The 19913-nt window shown below is 74.1% G+C and carries 15 protein-coding genes and 2 pseudogenes; 5 read left to right on the plus strand and 12 right to left on the minus strand.

What is annotated here, in order from left to right; all coding sequences use genetic code 11:
• Window positions 1-51: 51 nt before the first annotated feature.
• The 3 genes and pseudogenes from C8046_RS03080 to C8046_RS03090 all read right to left on the minus strand — a co-directional run bounded on the left by C8046_RS03080 (window position 52) and on the right by C8046_RS03090 (window position 5736).
• Entirely contained in the window at window positions 52-2490 is a 2439-nt protein-coding gene (locus C8046_RS03080; protein WP_109228210.1) for an HAD-IC family P-type ATPase, read from the minus strand.
• The gene (locus tag C8046_RS03085; RefSeq protein WP_109228211.1) at window positions 2487-3725 is read right to left on the minus strand and encodes a class I SAM-dependent RNA methyltransferase; all 1239 of its coding nucleotides are present in this window, start codon (window positions 3723-3725) and stop codon (window positions 2487-2489) included. Before C8046_RS03085 ends, C8046_RS03080 begins: the two co-directional genes overlap by 4 nt.
• Window positions 3722-5736 (minus strand): annotated as a pseudogene (locus C8046_RS03090) (APC family permease). The gene C8046_RS03085 and the pseudogene C8046_RS03090 overlap by 4 nt, the downstream one beginning before the upstream one ends.
• A 48-nt stretch (window positions 5737-5784) precedes the next feature.
• On the opposite strand from C8046_RS03090, the gene C8046_RS03095 reads away from it, so the two are divergent.
• Window positions 5785-6438: a potassium channel family protein gene (locus C8046_RS03095; protein WP_109230699.1), complete on the plus strand. Its 654-nt coding sequence runs from the start codon at window positions 5785-5787 to the stop codon at window positions 6436-6438.
• Complete coding sequence (locus tag C8046_RS03100; RefSeq protein ID WP_109228212.1) at window positions 6435-7133, plus strand: potassium channel family protein; 699 nt, start codon at window positions 6435-6437, stop codon at window positions 7131-7133. Before C8046_RS03095 ends, C8046_RS03100 begins: the two co-directional genes overlap by 4 nt.
• Here C8046_RS03100 and C8046_RS03105 read toward each other — a convergent pair.
• Genes C8046_RS03105 through dut form a run of 4 tightly spaced genes read right to left on the minus strand, consistent with a single transcriptional unit; the run spans window position 7069 to window position 9420 of the window.
• Window positions 7069-7830: a DUF3159 domain-containing protein gene (locus tag C8046_RS03105; protein WP_109228213.1), complete on the minus strand. Its 762-nt coding sequence runs from the start codon at window positions 7828-7830 to the stop codon at window positions 7069-7071. The genes C8046_RS03100 and C8046_RS03105 overlap by 65 nt on opposite strands.
• Complete coding sequence (locus tag C8046_RS03110; protein WP_109230700.1) at window positions 7827-8192, minus strand: OB-fold nucleic acid binding domain-containing protein; 366 nt, start codon at window positions 8190-8192, stop codon at window positions 7827-7829. The genes C8046_RS03105 and C8046_RS03110 overlap by 4 nt, the downstream gene beginning before the upstream one ends.
• A gap of 5 nt (window positions 8193-8197) precedes the next feature.
• Window positions 8198-8950, minus strand: a complete 753-nt coding sequence (locus C8046_RS03115; protein WP_109228214.1) for a DUF3710 domain-containing protein — start codon at window positions 8948-8950, stop codon at window positions 8198-8200.
• The gene (gene dut, locus C8046_RS03120) at window positions 8950-9420 is read right to left on the minus strand and encodes a dUTP diphosphatase (protein WP_268921358.1); all 471 of its coding nucleotides are present in this window, start codon (window positions 9418-9420) and stop codon (window positions 8950-8952) included. The genes C8046_RS03115 and dut overlap by 1 nt, the downstream gene beginning before the upstream one ends.
• A gap of 70 nt (window positions 9421-9490) precedes the next feature.
• Here dut and C8046_RS03125 point away from each other — a divergent pair, with 70 nt between their 5' ends.
• On the plus strand, window positions 9491-9970 hold the full coding sequence (locus tag C8046_RS03125) for a DUF3093 domain-containing protein (protein ID WP_109228215.1): 480 nt from the start codon (window positions 9491-9493) through the stop codon (window positions 9968-9970).
• Window positions 9971-10069: 99 nt separating this feature from the next.
• On the opposite strand, the gene C8046_RS03130 is transcribed toward C8046_RS03125, so the two are convergent.
• Window positions 10070-10369, minus strand: a complete 300-nt coding sequence (locus tag C8046_RS03130) for a DUF4193 domain-containing protein (protein WP_109230702.1) — start codon at window positions 10367-10369, stop codon at window positions 10070-10072.
• A gap of 298 nt (window positions 10370-10667) precedes the next feature.
• Window positions 10668-11564 carry an inositol monophosphatase family protein gene (locus C8046_RS03135; RefSeq protein WP_235866061.1) on the minus strand — a complete coding sequence of 299 codons (897 nt, stop codon included), beginning with the start codon at window positions 11562-11564 and terminating at the stop codon, window positions 10668-10670.
• An 84-nt stretch (window positions 11565-11648) separates the two neighbouring features.
• Here C8046_RS03135 and sepH point away from each other — a divergent pair, with 84 nt between their 5' ends.
• Complete coding sequence (sepH, locus tag C8046_RS03140; RefSeq protein WP_109228216.1) at window positions 11649-12803, plus strand: septation protein SepH; 1155 nt, start codon at window positions 11649-11651, stop codon at window positions 12801-12803.
• A gap of 93 nt (window positions 12804-12896) precedes the next feature.
• Here the strand turns inward: sepH and C8046_RS03145 are convergent, their stop codons facing one another.
• Genes C8046_RS03145 through C8046_RS03155 form a run of 3 tightly spaced genes read right to left on the minus strand, consistent with a single transcriptional unit; the run spans window position 12897 to window position 17304 of the window.
• Window positions 12897-14108: an alkaline phosphatase family protein gene (locus C8046_RS03145; protein WP_235866062.1), complete on the minus strand. Its 1212-nt coding sequence runs from the start codon at window positions 14106-14108 to the stop codon at window positions 12897-12899.
• Window positions 14105-14671 carry a DUF5998 family protein gene (locus C8046_RS03150; RefSeq protein ID WP_109228217.1) on the minus strand — a complete coding sequence of 189 codons (567 nt, stop codon included), beginning with the start codon at window positions 14669-14671 and terminating at the stop codon, window positions 14105-14107. The genes C8046_RS03145 and C8046_RS03150 overlap by 4 nt, the downstream gene beginning before the upstream one ends.
• Before the next feature lie 26 nt (window positions 14672-14697).
• Window positions 14698-17304: a GNAT family N-acetyltransferase gene (locus tag C8046_RS03155; RefSeq protein WP_109228218.1), complete on the minus strand. Its 2607-nt coding sequence runs from the start codon at window positions 17302-17304 to the stop codon at window positions 14698-14700.
• A 129-nt stretch (window positions 17305-17433) separates the two neighbouring features.
• On the opposite strand from C8046_RS03155, the pseudogene C8046_RS03160 reads away from it, so the two are divergent.
• Window positions 17434-19904: pseudogene (locus C8046_RS03160) on the plus strand (DNA gyrase/topoisomerase IV subunit A).
• Window positions 19905-19913: the final 9 nt, after the last annotated feature.

Consider the following 19913-nt stretch of genomic DNA (forward strand, 5'->3'; position numbering starts at 1 on the left):
GGGTCTCCTTCGTGTCGCCCGGTCAGGGCGTCTCCGACATTTATCTCGACGTCAAGATATCTTACCGCGCCCCGACGTCCCAGCCCGACGCGCCAGCGCGCGGACGCCCACCAGGAGCGCACCGCCGACCACGACGACCACCGCCACGATCAGCCAGTGCTTGGCGTCCGGACGCTCGAGCAGGAAGAAGTCGGCCGCGAGCGGCACGTACGGCGCGGCGAGCCCGGCCAGGGTCAGCACCGCGACCATCACGACCTTCCACCACACGAGCGGACGGGCGTGCAGCACGACGACGACCATCCCGAGACCGAGCGTGCTGAGCGTCGCCAGCGTCCGCGCCATCTGGGTCCCCGCGACGTCGGGATCGCTCGCGACGGCGGTCACCACCAGCGCGGCGACGGCCACCACCACCCCCGCGGGGATCGCGAACGTCAGGACCCGGCGCAGGAACCCGGGCACGTAGCGCTCGGAGCTCGAGGGCAGCGACAGCAGGAAGCCAGGGATGCCGATCGTGAGCGCCGAGACGAGCGTGAGCTGGCGCGGCAGGAACGGGTAGGCGATCGGCACCACGAACCCGGCCAGCACCGTCACGAGCGCGAGCACCGTGGAGTAGGCGGTCTTGACCAGGAAGAAGTTGGCGACGCGCTCCATGTTGGCGATGACGCGGCGGCCCTGGGCCAGCACCCCCGGCAGCGTGGAGAACTTGCCGTCCAGCAGCACCAGGCGCGAGACGGCCTTCGTGGCGCGCGCGCCGTTGCCCATCGCGATGCCGAGGTCGGCCGTCTTGATGGCGAGCGCGTCGTTGACGCCGTCGCCCGTCATCGCGACCGTGTGGCCGCGCGACTGCAGGGCCTCCACGATCCCGACCTTCTGCTCGGGCGTGACGCGGCCGAGCACCGACGCGCTCTCGAGCGCCGTGGCGAGCTCGTCGACGTCCTGGGGCAGCTGACGCGCGTCCGCCCCGGGGACGTCGCCGCCCGAGCCCAGCAGGTCGACCTTGCCGGCGATGGCCGCCACCGTGGTGGGGTCGTCGCCCGAGATGACGCGCAGCCCGACCTCCTGGTCGCGGAAGAACGCGAGCGTCTCGGCCGCGTCCTCGCGGACGTGCTCGCCGAGCACCACGAGGGCGACGGGCTCGACGACGGGCAGCGGGGCGTCCGGATCCGGGAGCGCCTCCCCCGCACGGCAGAGGACGACGACGCGCGAACCGCCCGTGGCGCGCGCGTGCGCGGCGGCCAGGGTGCCGGTGGCCAGGGCGTCCTCGCGGCCCGCGAGCACGACCTCGGGGGCGCCGAGCACCCACGCGCGATCGAGCAGGAGCGCCGACCACTTGCGGGCCGAGGAGAAGGGGACCGTGCCGCGGACCGCGGCGTCGTCGCCACCGGGCAGGGCGACCCCGATCGCGGCCGCCGTGGCGTTCGCCTCCGGGTCGGCGCCGATCGCGGACAGCGCCGCCAGCACGTCGGGCGAGAGGTCGACGGCGTGGGCGTGGCCCTGCGCGTCGATGGCGAGCATCTCGTCGCACGCGATGGCGCCGTCGGTGATCGTGCCGGTCTTGTCGAGGCAGATGACGTCGACGCGCGCGAGCACCTCGACGGCGGGCAGCTCCTGCACGAGCACGTTGCGGCGGGCGAGCACGACGGCGGCGAGGGCGAAGTTCATCGAGATCAGCAGCACGAGACCGTCGGGGATCATCCCGACGACACCGGCGACGGCCTGCACGACGGCGTCGCGCCAGGTCCCGTCGTCGCGCACCGTGTCCCAGCCACCCAGGGCCCTGACCTGGCTCAGCCCGAGCAGCAGCGCCATCGGCACGATGATGATCGTGATGACGCGCAGGATGCGCTTCACGGCGCCCTGCAGCTCCGAGGACGCGAGGGAGTAGCGGCGCGCCGCCGCGGTGATCTTCTGGGCGTAGGCGTTCTCGCCCACGCGCGTCGCGACGACGCGGGCGGACCCGGCGACGATCGACGAGCCCGAGAGCACCTCGTCGCCGACGGCCTTGCGCACGGGGCGCGACTCGCCGGTCAGCAGCGACTCGTTGGCCTCGAGGCCGCGGACCTCGAGCACCTCGCCGTCCACGGGGACCTGGTCGCCCGTCGAGACCGAGATCACGTCGTCCTTCACGATCTCGCCGACGGCGAGCGTCACCACGGCGCCGTCGCGCCAGACCTGGGCGGTCGGGGCGTCGAGGATCGCGAGGTTGTCGAGCGTGCGCTTGGAGCGGTACTCCGTCACCACGCCGATCGCGGTGTTGAGGATCAGCACGAACCCGAACAGGCCGTCCTGCCACTGCCCCGTGAGCATGACCAGCACGAACGCCGTGGCCAGCATCGCGTTGAACAGCGTGAAGGTGTTGGCCCGCAGGATCTGGCCCAGGCTGCGCGAGCTGGAGTCGTCCGCGACGTTCGTCTCGCCCCGGGCCACCCGGTCGGCGACCTCGGCCGAGGTGAGGCCGCCGACCGCGGTCGGCGCGTCGGCGGTGCTCATGCCGGGGCGTCCAGCACGGCGACGGTCTCGACGTGGTGCGTGTGCGGGAAGAGGTCGTAGGCGTGCAGGTCCCGCGGCGCGTAGCCGCCCGCGACCAGCAGGGCGAGGTCGCGCGCCAGCGACGCGGGGTCGCACGAGACGTAGACGACGCGGCGCGGCCGGGCCGCGAGGATCGCGTCGACCACGGCGGCCCCGGCGCCCGCGCGCGGCGGGTCGAGCACGACGACGTCGGCCCCCTCCGCCGTCGTCGCACCGATCGCGGACGCCACGTCACCGTGCACGAGCTCGATCCACGGGTGGGCGTGGGCGTTGCGGCGCGCGTTGCGGACGGCGGCGTCGTCGCCCTCGATCGCGACGACGCGGCCCGTCTCCCCCACGGCGTCCGCGAGCGGCAGCGTGAGCAGGCCGGCGCCGGAGTACGCCTCGACGACGCGCTCCCCCGGCTGCAGCTCCGCAGCCGCCAGCACGCGCTCGGCCAGCAGGCGGGGCGCCCCGTGGTGGACCTGCCAGAAGCCGCCGCCCGCGACCCGGAACTCGTACCGCCGCGTCTCGCCGTCGGTCCCCGTCACGAGCACGCGCTCGCGCACGTGCTTGCGCGCCTGGCCCAGCGACTCACCGTCGACCAGCACGAGCAGACCGCTCGCCGAGCGGACCAGCTCGACCCGGGCACCTGGCCGCAGGCGCGACCCGCGCTCGCGGCTGCGGCGCACGTGCTCGGCGATCTCCGGGACGGCCAGCGGCATCGTCTTGAGCGCGATGAGGTCGTGGCTGCGGTGCGGGTGCATCGCGAGCCGGCCCGCGTCGTCGACGACGAGCTCGATGCGCGTCCGCGTGCCGAGACCGTCGGTCTCGCCGGGGACCGCATCGACCACGACGTCGGTGAGCTCGAGCTTGCCGATCCGCCGCAGCGTGTCGTTGACGACGGCGGCCTTCCACGCGCGCTGGGCCTCGAGGGTGAGGTGACCGAGCTCGCCGCCACCGACCCCGCCGGGACCGGCCTCGGGCCAGACGTGGCGCACGCGGTCGGGCGAGGCCTGGTGGACGCGGGTGGCGTCACCCCGCCAGAACCGGGCGTCGGGGGCGTCCTCGGTGAGCGTGACGTCGACGACCTCGCCGGGGGCCGCGTGGCGCACGAAGATCACCCGACCGTCGTGCCGCGCGACGGCGTGACCGCCGTGCGCGGGGTCACCGACGGTGACCTCGTGGAGAACTGCGGGCTCGGAGCTGCTTGTCACGCGTTGTCGTCCTTCGTCTGCCACGGCACGGCGGGCTCGTCCCACCGGCTCACTCCGCTGCCGCCCTGGGCGGAGCTCAGCTGCCACGGGACCGAGGCGACGACCACCCCCGGGGAGAACAGCAGTCTGCTCTTGAGGCGCAGGGCGCTCTGGTTGTGCAGGAACTGCTCCCACCAGTGCCCCACGACGTACTCGGGCACGTACACGACCACGAGGTCGCGCGGCGAGGACCGCCGCAGCGACTGCACGTAGTCGACGACGGGCCGGGTGATCTCGCGGAACGGCGAGTCCAGGACCGTCAGCGGCACGGGCACGTCGGCGTCGGCCCACTCCTGGCGCAGGCGGGCGACGTCGTCGGCGTCGACGCCCACGGTGATCGCCTCGAGGGAGGACGGGCGCGTCGCGCGGGCGTAGGCGATCGCGCGCATCGTCGGCTTGTGCACGCGCGAGACGAGCACGACCGCCTGCACGCGGGAGGGCAGCGCCCGGGACCCGCTGACGTCGTCGAGCGTCAGCTCGTCGCGCACGCGGTCGTAGTGCTTGGCGATCGCGCGCATCATCACGTAGAGGATCGCCATCAGCAGCAGCGTGATCCAGGCCCCGCGGGTGAACTTGGTGACGAGCACGATGATCAGCACGAGCGACGTGAGCCCGAGCCCGAACGCGTTGACGGCGCGCGAGCGGACCATGCTCGCCCGCGCCCGCGGGTCGACCTCGGTCCGCAGCGCGGAGGTCCAGTGGCGCACCATGCCGAGCTGGCTCATGACGAAGGCGATGAAGACACCGACGATGTACAGCTGGATCAGCCGGGTGACCGACGCGTCGAAGATCACGACGAGGACGCTCGCGGCGACGGCGAGCGAGACGATGCCGTTGGAGAAGGCCAGGCGGTCGCCGCGCGTGTGGAGCTGGCGCGGAAGCAGACCGTCGCGCGCCAGGATCGACCCGAGGACAGGGAAACCGTTGAAGGCCGTGTTCGCGGCCAGCAGCAGGATCAGCCCGGTGACGGCGGTGACGATGTAGAACAGCGGCGGCGCACCCTGGAACACGGCCTGGGCGATCTGCCCGAGCACCGGGTCCTGCTCGTAGCCCTCGGGCAGCGCCTGACCGTTCAGGCTCATCTGCTGGTGCGGGTCCTCGGCGTAGACGACGCCGGTGGCGCGGGCGAGGATCAGGATCGCGACGATCATCGTCACGGAGATGAGCCCCAGCAGCAGCAGCGTCGTGGCCGCGTTGCGCGACTTCGGCTCCTTGAAGGCCGGCACCCCGTTGCTGATCGCCTCGACGCCGGTCAGCGCGGCACAGCCGGAGGAGAACGCGCGAGCGAGCAGCATCGCTCCCCCGATCCCCACCAGCCCCTGCTCGAAACCGGGCTCGGCCACCAGGTCGAACCCGGCGCTCTCGGCCGGCTGCAGCGAACCCGTGAAGAACTGGAAGGTGCCGACCACCGCGGTGAGACCGATCGCCCCCATGAAGAGGTAGACGGGCAGCGCGAACGCCGCCCCCGACTCGCGCACGCCGCGCAGGTTCATCAGGGTCAGCACGACGATGGCGGCGACGGCGACCTTGGACTCGTGGCCGTGGACCGCCGGGACGATCGCGGCGAGGTACTGCGACGCCGTCGACGTGGACACCGCGACGGTGAGGACGTAGTCCACCAGGAGCGCGCTCGCGACGCCGATCCCGGCGTTGCGGCCGAGGTTGCTCGTGGCGACCTCGTAGTCGCCGCCCCCGAGGGATAGGCGTGCACCGTCTGGCGGTAGGACGCGACCACCGTGAGGAGGACCACGACGACGGCGAGGCCGATCCACGGCGACAGGGCGTAGGAGGCGACCCCAGCGATGGAGAGGGTCAGGAGGATCTCGTCGGGCGCGTAGGCCACCGACGACAGAGCGTCCGACGCGAACACCGGGAGGGCGATCCGCTTCGGCAGCAGGGTGTGGCCGAGCTTGTCGCTCGAGACGGGTTTGCCAACCAGCAGGCGCTTGGCCCCGTCGATGATTCCGGGCACGGGGTCAGCCTAGGCGCGTGTAGCGTCTGCGTCGTGCACGTCGTGATCATGGGTGCCGGACGGGTGGGAGTCACCCTCGCCGAGACGCTCGAGAGGCAGGGCCACTCGGTGGCCATCATCGACTCGAACCCCGACTCCTTCCGTCGGCTGGGTCCGGACTTCTCGGGCCGCCGCGTGACGGGGCTCGGGTTCGACCGTGACGCGCTCACCCAGGCCGGCATCGACGAGGCCTACGCCTTCGCGGCCGTCTCCAACGGCGACAACTCCAACATCCTTGCGGCCCGGGTGGTGCGCGAGACCTTCGGCGTGGACAACGTCGTCGCGCGCATCTACGACTCCGGTCGCGCCGCCATGTACTCCCGGCTCGGAATCCCCACGGTGGCCACCGTGCGCTGGACCGCCGACCAGATGCTCCGCCGCCTGCTCCCCGCGCGCGAGATGACGGAGTTCACCGACGCCTCCGGACGCGTGAGCATCGTGGAGATGTCGATCCACCGGTCCTGGATCGGACGCAGCGTCGCCTCGCTGGAGAAGGCCGCCGACGCCAAGGTCGCCTACCTCACGCGGTGGGGCCAGGGCGAGATCACCCGCCCGGACCACGTGGTGCAGGAGAACGACGTCGCGCACGTGCTGTGCGCGCCCGACCAGGCCAACCACATCCAGCGCGTGCTCGCCACGCCCCCGAGGAAGGCCGAGTCATGAGGGTCGTCATCGCCGGGGCCGGCAGCGTCGGCCGGTCCATCGCCCGCGAGCTCCTGGGTCACCACCACGACGTCACGCTGATCGACCGCAACCCGGCCGCGATGCGGGTCGCGAGCGTCGCCGAGGCCGAGTGGCTGCTGGGCGACGCGTGCGAGATGAGCACCCTGGAGGAGGCGAGGCTGGAGGAGTGCGACGTCGTCGTGGCCGCCACGGGCGACGACAAGGTCAACCTCGTGCTCTCGCTCATCGCCCGCACGGAGTTCGCCGTCCCGCGCACCGTCGCGCGGGTCAACAACCCCAAGAACGAGTGGATGTTCGACGAGACCTGGGGCGTGGACGTCCCGGTCTCGACCCCGCGCATCATGACGTCGCTGGTCGAGGAGGCCGTGAGCGTCGGCGACCTGGTGAAGCTGTTCGAGCTGCAGGCCTCGGGCGCCGGCATGTACGAGGTGACGCTCGCCGACGACTCCCACCTCGTGGGCGCCCGCGTGGGCGAGGTCGCGTGGCCGGTCGACGTCGTGCTCGCGACGATCCTGCGCAGCGGGCGCGCGATCCCGCCGAGCCAGGACGACACGCTGGAGGGCCGCGACCAGCTGGTGTTCGTGATCTCGACCCCGCTCGGGGACGACGTCAGCGCGCGGCGGTCTCCGGCGACGGAGCTGCAGGAGCTGCTGGCCGCACCAGCAGCCAGGTGACCCACAGGACGAGCGCCCACAGCGGGAGTCCCATCACGAGCCGCGCGGTGCCGAGCCACGGCACCTCGCCCGCGAGCCACAGCGGGACCTGCACCGCGAGGCGGAGCACGAAGGCCCCGCACCACAGCGCGGTGGCCAGCGCGTAGCGACGCAGCCGGACCGGGTCGTGGCGCCACGAGAGGTCGAGCGCCTTCTCCCCCGCGCCCGGCTTGTCCAGCGCCGGGTCGATCCCGAGCGCGGACACGACGAGGCCGACGAGCGGGCGCCGCACGAGCAGCGAGATGCCCGTGACCAGCGCGAACGCGGCGTTGGTGATGAGGCCCCAGACGTAGTAGTTGCTCGCCTCGCCGGACCGCCACGCCCAGACCGCGCCGATGACGACGCCGAGCACACCGCCGAGCGCGTAGGTCACCGAGCTGCGGCGCACGAGGCGCGCGACGACGGCAAGCGCCGCCACGGCGAGCGAGGCGATCACCGGCGGGGCGATCTCCTGCGTGATGACGAACACGACCACGAAGACCAGCCCGGGCGCGACCGACTCGACGAGCCCGCGCCAGCCCCCGACGGCCTGCTCGAGGGAGAACTCCTCCTGACCGAGCGAGGCGAGCCCCGTCGCGGCGGTCGGGGTGGTGGCGGGCGCGGGCTCGAGGCGGTCGCCGTCGAGGTGGTCCGGCTCGCGGTGGTCGGGCGTGGTCACGCGGGGTCTCCCGTGGGCAGCAGGTCGTAGGTGGGGTTGTGGATCGCCAGGCGCGCCCGCCAGGGCTCGCTGCGCGCGACCATGCCGGTCACGAGGAGCCGGCGGCCCGGGACGATGCCGGGCACGTCGCGCCGGCCGGTCCAGACGAGGTCGAGGCTCCCGGTGCCGTCGAACAGCTCCGCCCGCAGCGCCGTCGTCGAGCCGTGCGGGGCGTAGGTGACCGACCGGAGCACCCCCGCCGCGTGGGCCCGGGTGCGCGGGACGACGTCGGCGATCGCCTCGACGTCGTACGACGCCACCCAGGCGCGCTGGTCGGAGGCGTGGATCTCCTCGTTGGAGGCGAGGAGACGGGTGCGACCCATCGCGGTCACCGCACCTCGGAGATCTCGGGGCCTCGCTGGAGCAGGTCGGCGGCGGCCGCGTCGGGCTCGGGGGCACCGGCGGGACGGCCCGGCATCGTCAGCGCCAGCAGCTCGCTCGGCGGACGCGCCTCGGTCCCCCGCACGACCACGATCTCGGAGAAGTACTGCTCCAGCTCGCGCGCCGCCGTCTTGTCGGCGACCGCGGCACCCGTGAGGACGCCGCGCAGGAACCACCGCGGCCCGTCGACGCCGAGGAAGCGTGCCGGACGTCGGCCCACGTTGCCCTGGGCGTCCTTCACGGGGAGCAGCGCGAGCAGCTCCTTGCCGAACGGACCGGCGGTCTCGGTGACCTGGCCGCCCTGCTTGGTGATGGACTCACCGATCTGGGTGCGGATGTCGTCCCAGATGCCGGCGCTGCGCGGGGCGGAGAAGGCCTGGATCTGGAGGTTGGACTGGCCGATCGTCACGTTCGCTGCGATGACGCGGCGGCTCGCGCGGTCCAGCTCCATGCGCAGCGCCATGCCGTGACGTCCGGGGATGAGGACGGCGCCGAGGTCCACGCGGCCGGGGCGGTCGTCGGCGTCGGCGACGTCCCACGGGCCGCGCTCCCCTGCGGGCGCTGCGGCCGTGTCGTCGGCGGTGACCTCGCCCGAGGTCGCTGCGGCGTCGCCACCGGCCTCGTCGGACGCGGTGGAGGTCGCCTCGACCTCGGACTCCTGCGTCGAGGCGTCCTTCTTGCGGCTGCCGAACCAAGCCATCAGCTGTCCTTCCCCGCGGACGCGTGCCCGCCTGTGGAACCGAATCCGCCGTCACCGCGGGCGGCCTCCCCGAGCGCGGGGACGACGTCGAACCTCGCCGTGGCGACCTGCTGCACGAGGAGCTGGGCGATCCTGTCGCCCCGCGCGATGCGCACCGCCGCGGAGCGGTCGGTGTTGAGCAGGATCACCTTGATCTCGCCACGGTAGCCCGCGTCGATCGTGCCGGGCGCGTTGAGCACCGTGACACCGGCCTTCGCGGCCAGCCCGGACCGCGGGTGCACGAGCCCCACGTAGCCGTCGGGCAGCGCGATCGCCACGCCCGTCGGCACGAGGGCCCGGTCACCTGGCTCCAGCACGACGTCGACGGCGGAGGTGAGATCCGCACCGGCGTCGCCGGGGTGGGCGTAGGCGGGAACCGGGAGGCCGTCGTCGAGCATGACGATCGGCACGGCCACCTCCGGTTTGTTCACCCGACCACTGTACCCGCGGCTCCCCCGCGGGCGTCGCTGAGCGGGCCCCGGGACGTGGCAGGCTTGGACCATGCCCACCACCCTCGACTCGCGCGAGGTGTTCGTCGAGCGTCAGTGGCCGTCGGTCGCCGCGTGGTTCCTCGCGCCGGGCGTCGGACTCTTCGCCGGGCTCGCCGTCTTCCCGATCTCCGACGTCGCCGCCGCGGCCGTGTTCCTGGCCGTCACGCTCACCGTGGTGATCCTGCTCGCCCGGACCGCCGAGCGCATCGTCGTCACCGACGGCGCCGATCCCGGCCTGCGGGCCGGCCGGGCGTTCCTCGAGGCGTGGCACATCGGCGAGGTCACCGAGCTGGACCGGGCGGCGAGCCGCGAGGCCCTCGGCCCGGGCGCCGACGCCCGTGCCCACCTCGCGCACCGCGGCTGGATCACGACGGCGGTCAAGGTCAGCGTCCTGGACCCCGACGACCCCACGCCGTACTGGCTCGTCTCCACGCGCCGCCCGGCGGAGCTGGCCGCCGCGCTCGTGGCCGTGCGGCCCCCGACCGCCTGACCGACCTCCGCCTCACCGACGACCGCCCGACCGGCGTCCGCTGACAGCACGAACGCCGCCCCGCGCGAGGCGCGAGACGGCGTTGACGTGGGTGGTGCTCTAGGCGGCGCACTCCGAGCACACCGGGCCGACCTTGTCGGTCAGCGCGAGCTGGCTGCGGTGGTGCACCAGGAAGCAGCGCGTGCAGGTGAACTCGTCAGCCTGGCGCGGGAGCACCCGGACGGTGAACTCCTCGCCGGAGAGGTCGGCGCCGGGCAGCTCGAAGCCTTCGGCCGCTTCCGTCTCGTCCTCGTCAACGGCTCCCGAGCTCTTCTCGTTGCGACGAGCCTTGAGCTCCTCGATCGAGTCTTCCTTCAGTTCTTCTTCGGTCTTGCGGGGGGCGTCGTAATCGGTCGCCATGTCGGGCGTCACACTCCGTGGGTCGGCCCGCCGGCGGGGGTTCCGTCGGGCACATCTGCATCGTCGTCCTGCTGCTCACCGCATGTGCGGATCGCCGGTGCCAGGCTGGCGCACCGTGTCGGGCGCGCCGATTCTGCACCATTCACGGGCCACGTGCACGCGTGGGGCGCGGCGCGCGGTCCTGACCGCAGGACCGCCCGCACAACACGGGCAGCCAGAGCCAACAACGACCGCTTGGCCGGGTTTGTTCCCGGTCCCGGCAAAGCCACGGGAATGCCCGCCAGCGCGCCGGAACGCGTCAGGAACGGGGCGGGCTCGACGCGATCGCCGACTCGATCGCGTCAGTCAGCGGAGCCTCGAGACCCGCCTGTGTGATGACACTCACAAGCCCTACCCCGTCCACGTCCAGATACCGGACCCGACCGCCCGCCTCGGTGACCACGAGCACCGCCGCCGCGATGTCCCACGGGTTGAGCCCGAGCTCGTAGTGGGCGTCGAGCTCGCCGGTGGCGACGGCCGCGGCGTCCAGCGCCCCGGCGCCGGCGCGCCGGACGTCCCGCACCTGCGGGAGCAGCCGGGCCACCACCTCGCCCTGCCAGGCTCGTGTCGGCGCGGAGTAGGAGAAGCCGGTGCCGACCAGGGCGCTCCCGAGCGCGGTGGACGCCGGGGCGGACAGCGCCCGGCCGTCGACGGACGAACCCTGCCCGAGGCCCGCCGTCCACGTCCGGCCCGTCGCCGGTTGGTGGACGCAGCCCGCGACGGGCTGCCACGTCGTGACGTCGCTGGGATCGCCGGCGACGACGGCGACGCTGACGGCGTAGTCGGCTCGGCCGTAGAGGTAGTTGACCGTGCCGTCGATGGGGTCGAGCACCCACGTGAGGCCGCTGTCGCCGTCGCGCTGGGTCCCCTCCTCGCCGAGGATGCCGTCCTGCGGGCGGTACGCCGTGATGAGCTCGAGCAGCAGGGCCTCGCTCGCGAGGTCGGCCTGCGTCACGACGTCGGTCGCCGACGACTTCGTCGCCGCGACGTCCACGGCCGCCCGGCGCATGGCGCCGACGAGGTCTCCCGCCTGCCTGGCGAACCGCTCGCACGCGTCGCGCAGCTGGGCGACGACCTCGGGAGCGGGGACCGCGCTGCGGTCCGTGTCGGGACGGGGGGCGGTCGGGGCGGCGAGATCGCGAGGTGCAGTGTCCACCTCGTCAGCCTAGGCGGAACGCTCCGAGCGAAATGCGGCGTTTCGGCCCCGGCAGGTGTCACCCTGGGGCGGAAGGAGGCGCACATGGTGGAGCTCGAGCTCGACAGCCTGCACGCCGACGGCGAGCATCTCATCCTGCGCGGGCCTGACGGCCAGCGCTACCGCCTCGTCATCGACGAGGCCCTACGCATCGCGGTCCGACGCGACCGACCGCACCTCGAGGCCCTGCGGGCCCAGGAGGCGTCGACGCTGCGCCCGCGTGACATCCAGTCCCGCATCCGGGCCGGGGCGAGCGCCGAGGCGGTCGCCGCCGAGGGCGGTCTGACCGTCGAGTCCGTGCGCCGCTACGAGGGCCCGGTCCAGGCGGAGCGGTCCTGGATCGCCGAGCAGACGCGAGCGCTGCCCATCGGCCGCGAGGTCGGGGCGCCCACGCTCGGCGACCTCGTCATGGACCGTCTCGCCGCCCGCGGCGTCACGACCGACGCCACCTGGGACGCCGTGCGGCGGCCCGGGGAGCCGTGGGAGGTCGCCGTGACCTTCGACGCCGCCGGCTCCGCCCGCGCTGCCCACTGGCAGGTCGACCTGACCACGCGCTCGCTGGTCGCGCTCGACGACGAGAGCCGCTGGCTCTCGGAGACCGAGCTCACCGGCTCGCGACGCCCGGGACGCGGGCGACCGTTCGACGTCGAGCACGAGGACGACGCGCGGCGGGCCCCCGACGTCGTCATCCTCGACTCGCGCACCACCGGTGGTGGCGAGCGCGACGGTGCGGCCGAGCCCTCCCCCGCACCGCACGAGCCGGCAGCGGCCACCGCCGCGAGGACGGACGGCTCGGGCGACGCCGACGAGGAGCCGCAGGACCAGCAGTCGTCGCCCGCGGCGACCGAGGCGCTCCTGGACCGCCTCGACGCCACGCGCGGCGTCCGGTCGTCCCGGCCGGTCGCCGGCGCGGGGTCCGACGACGCCGAGCCTGAGACGTCGACCGGCCGTCAGGGGCGAGGTGGCGCCGTCGACGATGCGCTGTTCCCCGTCGCCCCTGTCCTCCGGCTGCGTCAGCAGGCGGGTCCGCCGGCCGACGGCGAGGCCGAGCCCGCGCCGTCGGACAGCGCTGACGACGCCGCACCGGACCAGGCCACCGAGCCCGAGCCCGCCGCGCGTCCGGCCCGCACCGCCCGCAAGGCGCGGCGGACCTCGATCCCGTCCTGGGACGAGATCGTGTTCGGGGCGAAGCAGGACTGATCCGCCACGGCCGTCCGCGGTCGGGTGTCACGGCCGTCCGCGGTCGGGACGCCCGACCGCCCCGGTCGGGCGCGGTGCGTCGGGCGGAGCAGGTCAGGCGGAGGTGACGATCGCCGGGACCGCCAGCTCGTCCTCCGTCAGCGAGCCGTGCATCCCGATGAGCGCGATCCCGGCGGCGGTCTGCGTCCGCGAGTCCACGACGGCGTGCCGCCCACGGGCGGCGACCACGAGGTCGCCCACCATCGGCTCGTTGCGCGCCTCGAGCGTGCCGAAGAGCCCCAGGGCGACGGCCTCGTCCCGGCGGAGCACCCACGCGTCGTCGGCCAGCACGTCGCGCCAGCGCGTGGCGACGACGTCGACGTCAGCCCCCGGCGCGAGGTGGACGTGGCTGGCCCGCGGCTCGCCCGCGACCAGCGCGACGTCGGCGGACAGCTCGGGGACGAGCGCGACGTCGGTCCGCCCGGTCACGTCGACCATCCCGTGGTCGGCGGTCACGACGACGACCGTGCCCGCGGGCAGCCGGCGCAGCAGCCGGGTCAGCTCGTGGTCGAGCTCGCCGAGCTCCTCACCCCACTCCGCCGACTCCCAGCCGTGGTGGTGGCCGGCCTTGTCGAGATCGCCCCAGTAGAGGTAGGCCACGCCCGGGTGGCGCAACGCCGCGATCGTGGCGTCCACGCGCTGGCCCAGCGTCTCGGCGGCACGGTAGGTCGACCCCCGCAGCCCCGCGGTCGTCAGCCCCGAACCGGCGAACCGCAGCGGGCCGACGCTGGTGACGGGGTGGCCGGCGGCGGCGAACCGCTCGAAGGCGGTCGGGTGCGGCTGCCAGGTGCGCGGGTCCGGCGGCTCGAGCGCGGCCGCCGGCACCGGGCCGGGCTGCGTCGTCCAGGAGACGAGGTTCACCAGCGACGGCGCGGCCGCGCTGCTGCGCGGGTCGCGCACGGTGTAGCCCAGCAGCCCCGTGCTTCCTGCACCGAGGCCCGTCCCGAACGCCGCGAGGGAGGCCGCCGTCGTCGTGGGGTAGCCGGCGACGACGGGCGTCGAGCCGGCGAGCAGCGAGCGCAGCGTCGGCGCGTGCCCGGTGCGCGCCCGCAGGGGGACGTCCCCCATGCCGTCCACGAGCACGACGCACACGCGCTCGGGTCGTCCGAGGTCCAGCCCGGCCGTCGCCTCGGGGGCGGGGACGTCCAGCGACCGGGCGACGTCGGCCAGCACGCCGGCGAGCTGCGGACGTCCCCGCGGGTCGGTGAGGTCGTCCGGGAAGGCGGGCAGGACCGGCACGGACGGCAGCGAGCCTGCGCCGGTCACGCGCGCGACGTCGCGGCCGAGAGGGCGCGGGCGAAGGTGACCGCTCCCGTGAGCGCGGCCTCGCCCTCCGCCTCCGCGCTGACGCGGATGACGAGGTCGTCGGGCGTCGCGGAACCCGTGAGGCCGTGGTCGGCGTCGCAGCTCGGGTCGGCGCAGCCGGCGGGCTCGAGGTCGATCCGCTGCACGGCCCCCCAGCCGAGCGAGATTGTGATGTCGCGCCGGCGCGAACCGCCGCTCGCGGCCGGGTCGGTGAAGCCCTGGGTGATGACGACGGAGCGCATCTCGCGCAGCGGCACCGCCTCGGTGCTGGCGAGGGCCGTCAGGGAGCCCTCGACGACCTGGTCGTCCACGTGCGCCACGACGAGGCGGCGCGAGGTGAGCACCATCGCGGTCAGGTGGCGGCGGACCTCGGCGTCGTCGAACGTCGTCTCCGGCTGGAGCAGGTGGGCGACGACGTCCTCGCCCGCGAGAGCGAGGTCGATCACGTCGGCCACGAGCTCCGGGTAGTAGCCGGCGAGGCGGATGTCGTCGAGCAGGTCGGTGTGGGCTGAGGTCGGACGCACGGGTCCATCCTTCCACCCCCGGACTCTCAGGCCCGCAGCGCCCGCCTCGCGCCGTCGGGACGGACCGTGGCCGCCAGCACGATCTCGGCCTGCAGCACCACCACGCCCTCCGAGGAGACGAGCACCGGCAGCAGGTCGAGGCGGCGCAGCTGCGGCGTGGCCTCGACGAGCACGGCGATGCGGGCGAGCAGGTCCTCGAGCGCGCCGACGTCGGGCATCCGACCGCCCTGGGGCGTGAGCAGGCGCGGTGCGGCCCGCAGGGAGGTGATGAGGCGGTGGACGTCGCCCGTCCGCAGGGGCGGGACGGCGTAGGTCGCGTCGCCGAGGAGCTCGGTGGCGTCACCGGACAGCCCGAGCGAGACCACGGGCCCCAGGAGGGTGTCCTCCCACGCCCGCACCAGGCACGCCACGCCGAGCGGCGCCATGTGCTGCACCTCGAGCGGGGCGTCGCCGGACTGGCGCGAGCGGACCTGGCGCACGGCCTCGACGAGGTCGATGGGACCGGCGATGTCGAGCCGGACGCCACCGAGGTCCGCGCGGTGACGCAGTCGCGCCTCCGTCGACTTCACCGCCACGGGCCAGCCGAGCTCGCGGGCTGCGACGAGGGCGGCCGGGGTGGAGCGCACCTCTCGTGACGGGAGCACGGTCACGCCGAACGCCGCCAGCAGGGCGGTCGACTGCTCGGCCGTCAGGGCGCGCTCCTCACCCGCGTCCGCACCCTCCAGCGCGTCCTGGACGAGCTCGCGCGCCGCGCGCAGGTCCGTGCCGTCGGGGCTGACGAGCCCGCCGTGGTCCGTCCGCCGCCAGCTCGCGTAGGTCGCCGCGAGGGTGAGGGCGGCCACCGCGTCCTCCACGCTCTCGAAGGCCACGACGCACCCGCCCGACGGCGCCGTCAGGTCGGGCGTCACGCCCACGAGCCCGTGGACCACGGCCAGCACGGTCCGCCCGGTGTCGGCCAGCGCGGCGAGGGCCGCCATCACCGCGTCGTCGCGCTCGCGCAGCGGGGGTGAGTACACGGCGAGCAGGACGTCCCAGTCCGGATCCGCGGCCAGCGCCTGGGCCGCGGCGACGAGCGCCTCGCCCCCGGCGGCGTTCCGGACGTCGGGAGCGGGGTCGAGGTGCTGGAGCTGGGCGGCCGCCAGGTCGCCGAGGGAGACCGAGCTGGAGAGCACGGCCGTGCGCGTCCCGCGCGGCAGCGGGGCGGTCGCGAGCAGCTGCGTCGCCTCGACCATCGCCCGCATCGAGTGGGCCACCAGCACGCCCTGGGCGTGCATCGTCTCCTCGACCACGTCGCGCCCCCGGGCGGGCCCGCCCGCCCCCGTCACCCCGTAGCTCGCCCCCACGACGGCGACCACCGGGATCCGGGCGCTGACCCGGCGGGCGACGCGCGCGAACTTGCGCGGGTTGCCGAGCGACTCCAGGTACATGCCGACGGCGCGGACCTCGGGATCGTCGGCGACGTACTGGAGCAGGTCGTTGCCCGAGACGTCCGCGCGGTGCCCGGCGCTGACGAACGTGTCGACGCCGAGGTGGTACCGCTCGACGAGCGCCATCAGGTTCTGGGCCGCCGCGGGCGACTGGCAGAACAGCGCGGTCGAGCCGAGCGGGGGCTCGCCCGGCCACAGCAGGGCCTGCAGCCGCTCCCCCTCGACGGTCGTCATGACGCCGAACGAGCGCGGGCCCAGGAGCCGCAGCCCTGCCGCACGGACGGCGGCGAGCAGCTCCTGCTGGCTGGGGTCGCCGTCGAACCGGCCGGACAGGACCACCACACCGCGCACGCCCAGCCGGGCGAGGTCGGGCAGCCACGAGACCACCTCGCGCGACGTGCCGGCGACGACGGCGAGCTCGGCCGTCCGGTGGGCCGACACGGCCTCGGGCAGGCTCGCGAACCAGGCGGCGTCCCCGAGGGTCGCGTCCGCCAGGGCGGACCCGACCCGCGTGACCTCCACCGCGTCGGGCACGCGGCGGTGGGTGAACAGGTCGACGGCGAGCTCCGCCTCGGCCGAGCCGGCCACGACGACCACCGCCTCCGGGGCGAGCAGCGCGTGGATGGACGCGGCGTCGGTGCGCTGCTCGCGACCGGCCACGACCTCGCGCGAGGCCTCCGTCGGGTCGATCGGCAGCTCGAGGCTGATGACGCCGTCCTCGTAGCGCTGGAGGACCTCGTAGCCGGCGTCGGTGAAGACGCGGATCATGCGGGCGTTGCCCGGCAGCACGTCGGCGGCGAAGGTCCGGATGCCGCGCTCGCGCGCCGCGGCGGCGAGGTGCTCGAGCAGCACCGACCCGAGGCCCCGGCCCTGGAGCGTGTCGGAGACGTTGAACGCCACCTCGGCGCGGTCGGGGGCCACCCGGTCGTAGCGCCCGACGGCGACGATCGCCGTGCCCGAGACCACCACCAGCGCGACGCGGTCGACGTGGTCGACGGTGACCAGACGGTCGAGGTCGCGCTCGGGCAGCCGGCGCAGCGGCGCGAAGAACCGGAAGTAGGTGGAGCGCTCGCTCTGGCCGACGTGGAACTCCTGCAGCGCGGCGGCGTCCTCCGGCCGGATCGGCCGCACGCGCATGGTCGTACCGTCCCGCAGCAGGACGTCGGCCTCCCAGTGCTCCGGGTAGGAGGCCACGTCGGAGCGCATGCGGTCAGCCTAGTGGGCCGGTCCCGGCGGCACCCGGCGAATCGCTCGGCCGCTGTCCGCCGCCCCGACCCGGCCGCGGCACGGCGAGGCAGCCGCAGAACCGGCGCGGCGTCGGGGATGATGGACGACATGGCACGTTCCCAGACGCCGCGCGGCGCGAGCAGCGGAGGTGTCGGCGCCGTCGTCGACATCGACGTCACGACGGAGATGCAGGACTCCTTCCTCGAGTACGCCTACTCCGTCATCTACGCCCGCGCCCTCCCCGACGCTCGCGACGGGCTCAAGCCCGTCCAGCGCCGCATCCTGTTCCAGATGGACCAGATGGGGCTGCGCCCCGACCGCGGTCACGTGAAGTCCGCACGCGTCGTCGGCGAGGTGATGGGAAAGCTCCATCCGCACGGCGACTCCCCCATCTACGACGCGATGGTCCGGATGGCCCAGCCGTTCTCGCTGCGCGTGCCGCTGGTCGACGGCCACGGCAACTTCGGCTCGCTCGACAACGGTCCGGCCGCGTCCCGGTACACGGAGGCCCGCCTCGCGCCCGCCGCGCTCCTGATGACGGCCGGGATCGACGAGGACGTCGTCGACATGGTGCCGAACTACGACAACCAGTTCCTGCAGCCCGAGGTCCTCCCCGCGGCGATGCCGAACCTGCTCGTCAACGGCGCCTCCGGCATCGCCGTCGGCATGGCCACCAACATGGCCCCGCACAACCTCGTCGAGGTGATCGCCGCCGCGCGCCACCTCATCGCCCACCCCGACGCCGACCTCGCCGCCCTGATGCGGTTCGTGCCCGGGCCCGACCTGCCCGGCGGCGGCAAGATCATCGGCCTGGACGGCATCGCCGACGCCTACGCCACGGGGCGCGGCATGTTCCGCACGCGGGCCACGACGCGGATCGAGAACATCACCCCGCGCAAGAAGGGCATCGTCATCACCGAGCTGCCCTACCTCGTGGGTCCGGAGAAGGCGAAGGCGAAGATCGTCGACGCCGTCAAGGCCAAGAAGGTGCAGGGGGTCGCCGACGTCGTCGACCTGTCGGACCGCAACAACGGCACGCGGCTCGTGGTCGAGGTGAAGACGGGCTTCAACCCGGAGGCCGTGCTCGAGCAGCTCTTCCGCTACACGCCGCTGGAGGACTCCTTCGGCATCAACAACGTGGCGCTGGTGGACGGCCAGCCGCGCACCCTCGGGCTGCGCGAGCTGCTGGTGGTCTACGTCGAGCACCGCCTCACGGTCGTCACCCGCCGCACGACCCACCGGCTCGAGAAGCGGCGCGCCCGGCTGCACCTGGTCGAGGGCCTCCTCGTCGCGATCGCGGACATCGACGAGGTCATCGCCGTCATCCGCTCAAGCGACGACGCCGCGACCGCCCGCGAGCGTCTCATGACCGTGTTCGACCTGACCCAGCCCCAGGCCGACTACATCCTCGAGCTGCAGCTGCGCCGCCTGACGAAGTTCTCCACGCTCGAGCTCTCCGGCGAGCGCGACGCGCTGCTCGAGCAGATCGCCGAGCTGGTGCGCATCCTCGGGGACGACACCGTGCTGCGCGGCGTCGTGTCCGACGAGCTGGCCGACGTCGCCGCCAAGCACGGCACGCCGCGGCGCACGGTGCTGCTCGCCTCGGGCGGCGGCGCAGTCAGCGCCCAGAGCGCGCCCGGCCGGTCGTCCTCCTCGGCGGTGCCGCTCGAGGTCCCGGACACCCCGTGCCACGTCATGCTGTCGGTGACCGGCCTGCTCGCCCGCACGAGCGGGGACGCCCCGCTGGTGCGCACGGGATCGCGGTCGGCGCACGACGCCGTGCGCTCCGCCGTGCCGACGACGGCCAGGGCGACGATCGGCGCCGTCACGACGAAGGGCCGGATCGTGGAGCTGTCCGTGCTCGACGTCCCGACCCTGCCCACCACCGACACCGCCCCGAGCCTGGCCGGCGGCGTCCCCGTCACCGAGCTGCTCGTGCTGGACCCGGGCGAGCGGGTCGTCGCGCTGACGGCCCTGGACGACGACGCCCCCGTGCTCGCCGTCGCCACCGCCTCCGGCACGATCAAGCGCGTCGCTCCGGGCGACCGACCCGTCCGCGGCGAGGCGTGGGAGTGCATCGCGCTCCGCGATCGCGACGAGGTGGTCGGCGCGGTCCCCGCGGCGGATGACGACGAGCTCGTGCTCGTAACCTCGGCCGCCCAGCTGCTGCGCTTCCCCGCCGCGACCGTGCGACCGCAGGGTCGTTCGGCCGGCGGCATGGCGGGCATCAAGGTCGACGGCGACCACGTCGTGATCCATCTGGGTGTGATCCCCCGGGCCGCGAGGAGGACGCCGTCGTGGTGACCGTGGCCGGGTCGCGCGGTGCGCTGCCCGGCACCGAGACGGGCGGCGCGAAGGTGACGCCGTTCGCGGTGTACCCGGCGAAGGGTCGGGCGACGGGTGGTGTCAGGGCGCAGCGGTTCGTCCGTGGCGAGGACACGCTCACGCTCGCCTGGGTCGGGTCGTACCCGCCGCGCGCCGTGGCCGGTTCCGGGGCCCCCGTGGACCTGCCCGACCTCGACGACCGCCGCGACGGTTCGGGTCGTCCCCTGGCGATGCCGGTGGTCGGGATCGGCTGACGCCGGTCG

The sequence above is a fragment of the Serinibacter arcticus genome (assembly GCF_003121705.1).
GTDB lineage: Bacteria > Actinomycetota > Actinomycetes > Actinomycetales > Beutenbergiaceae > Litorihabitans.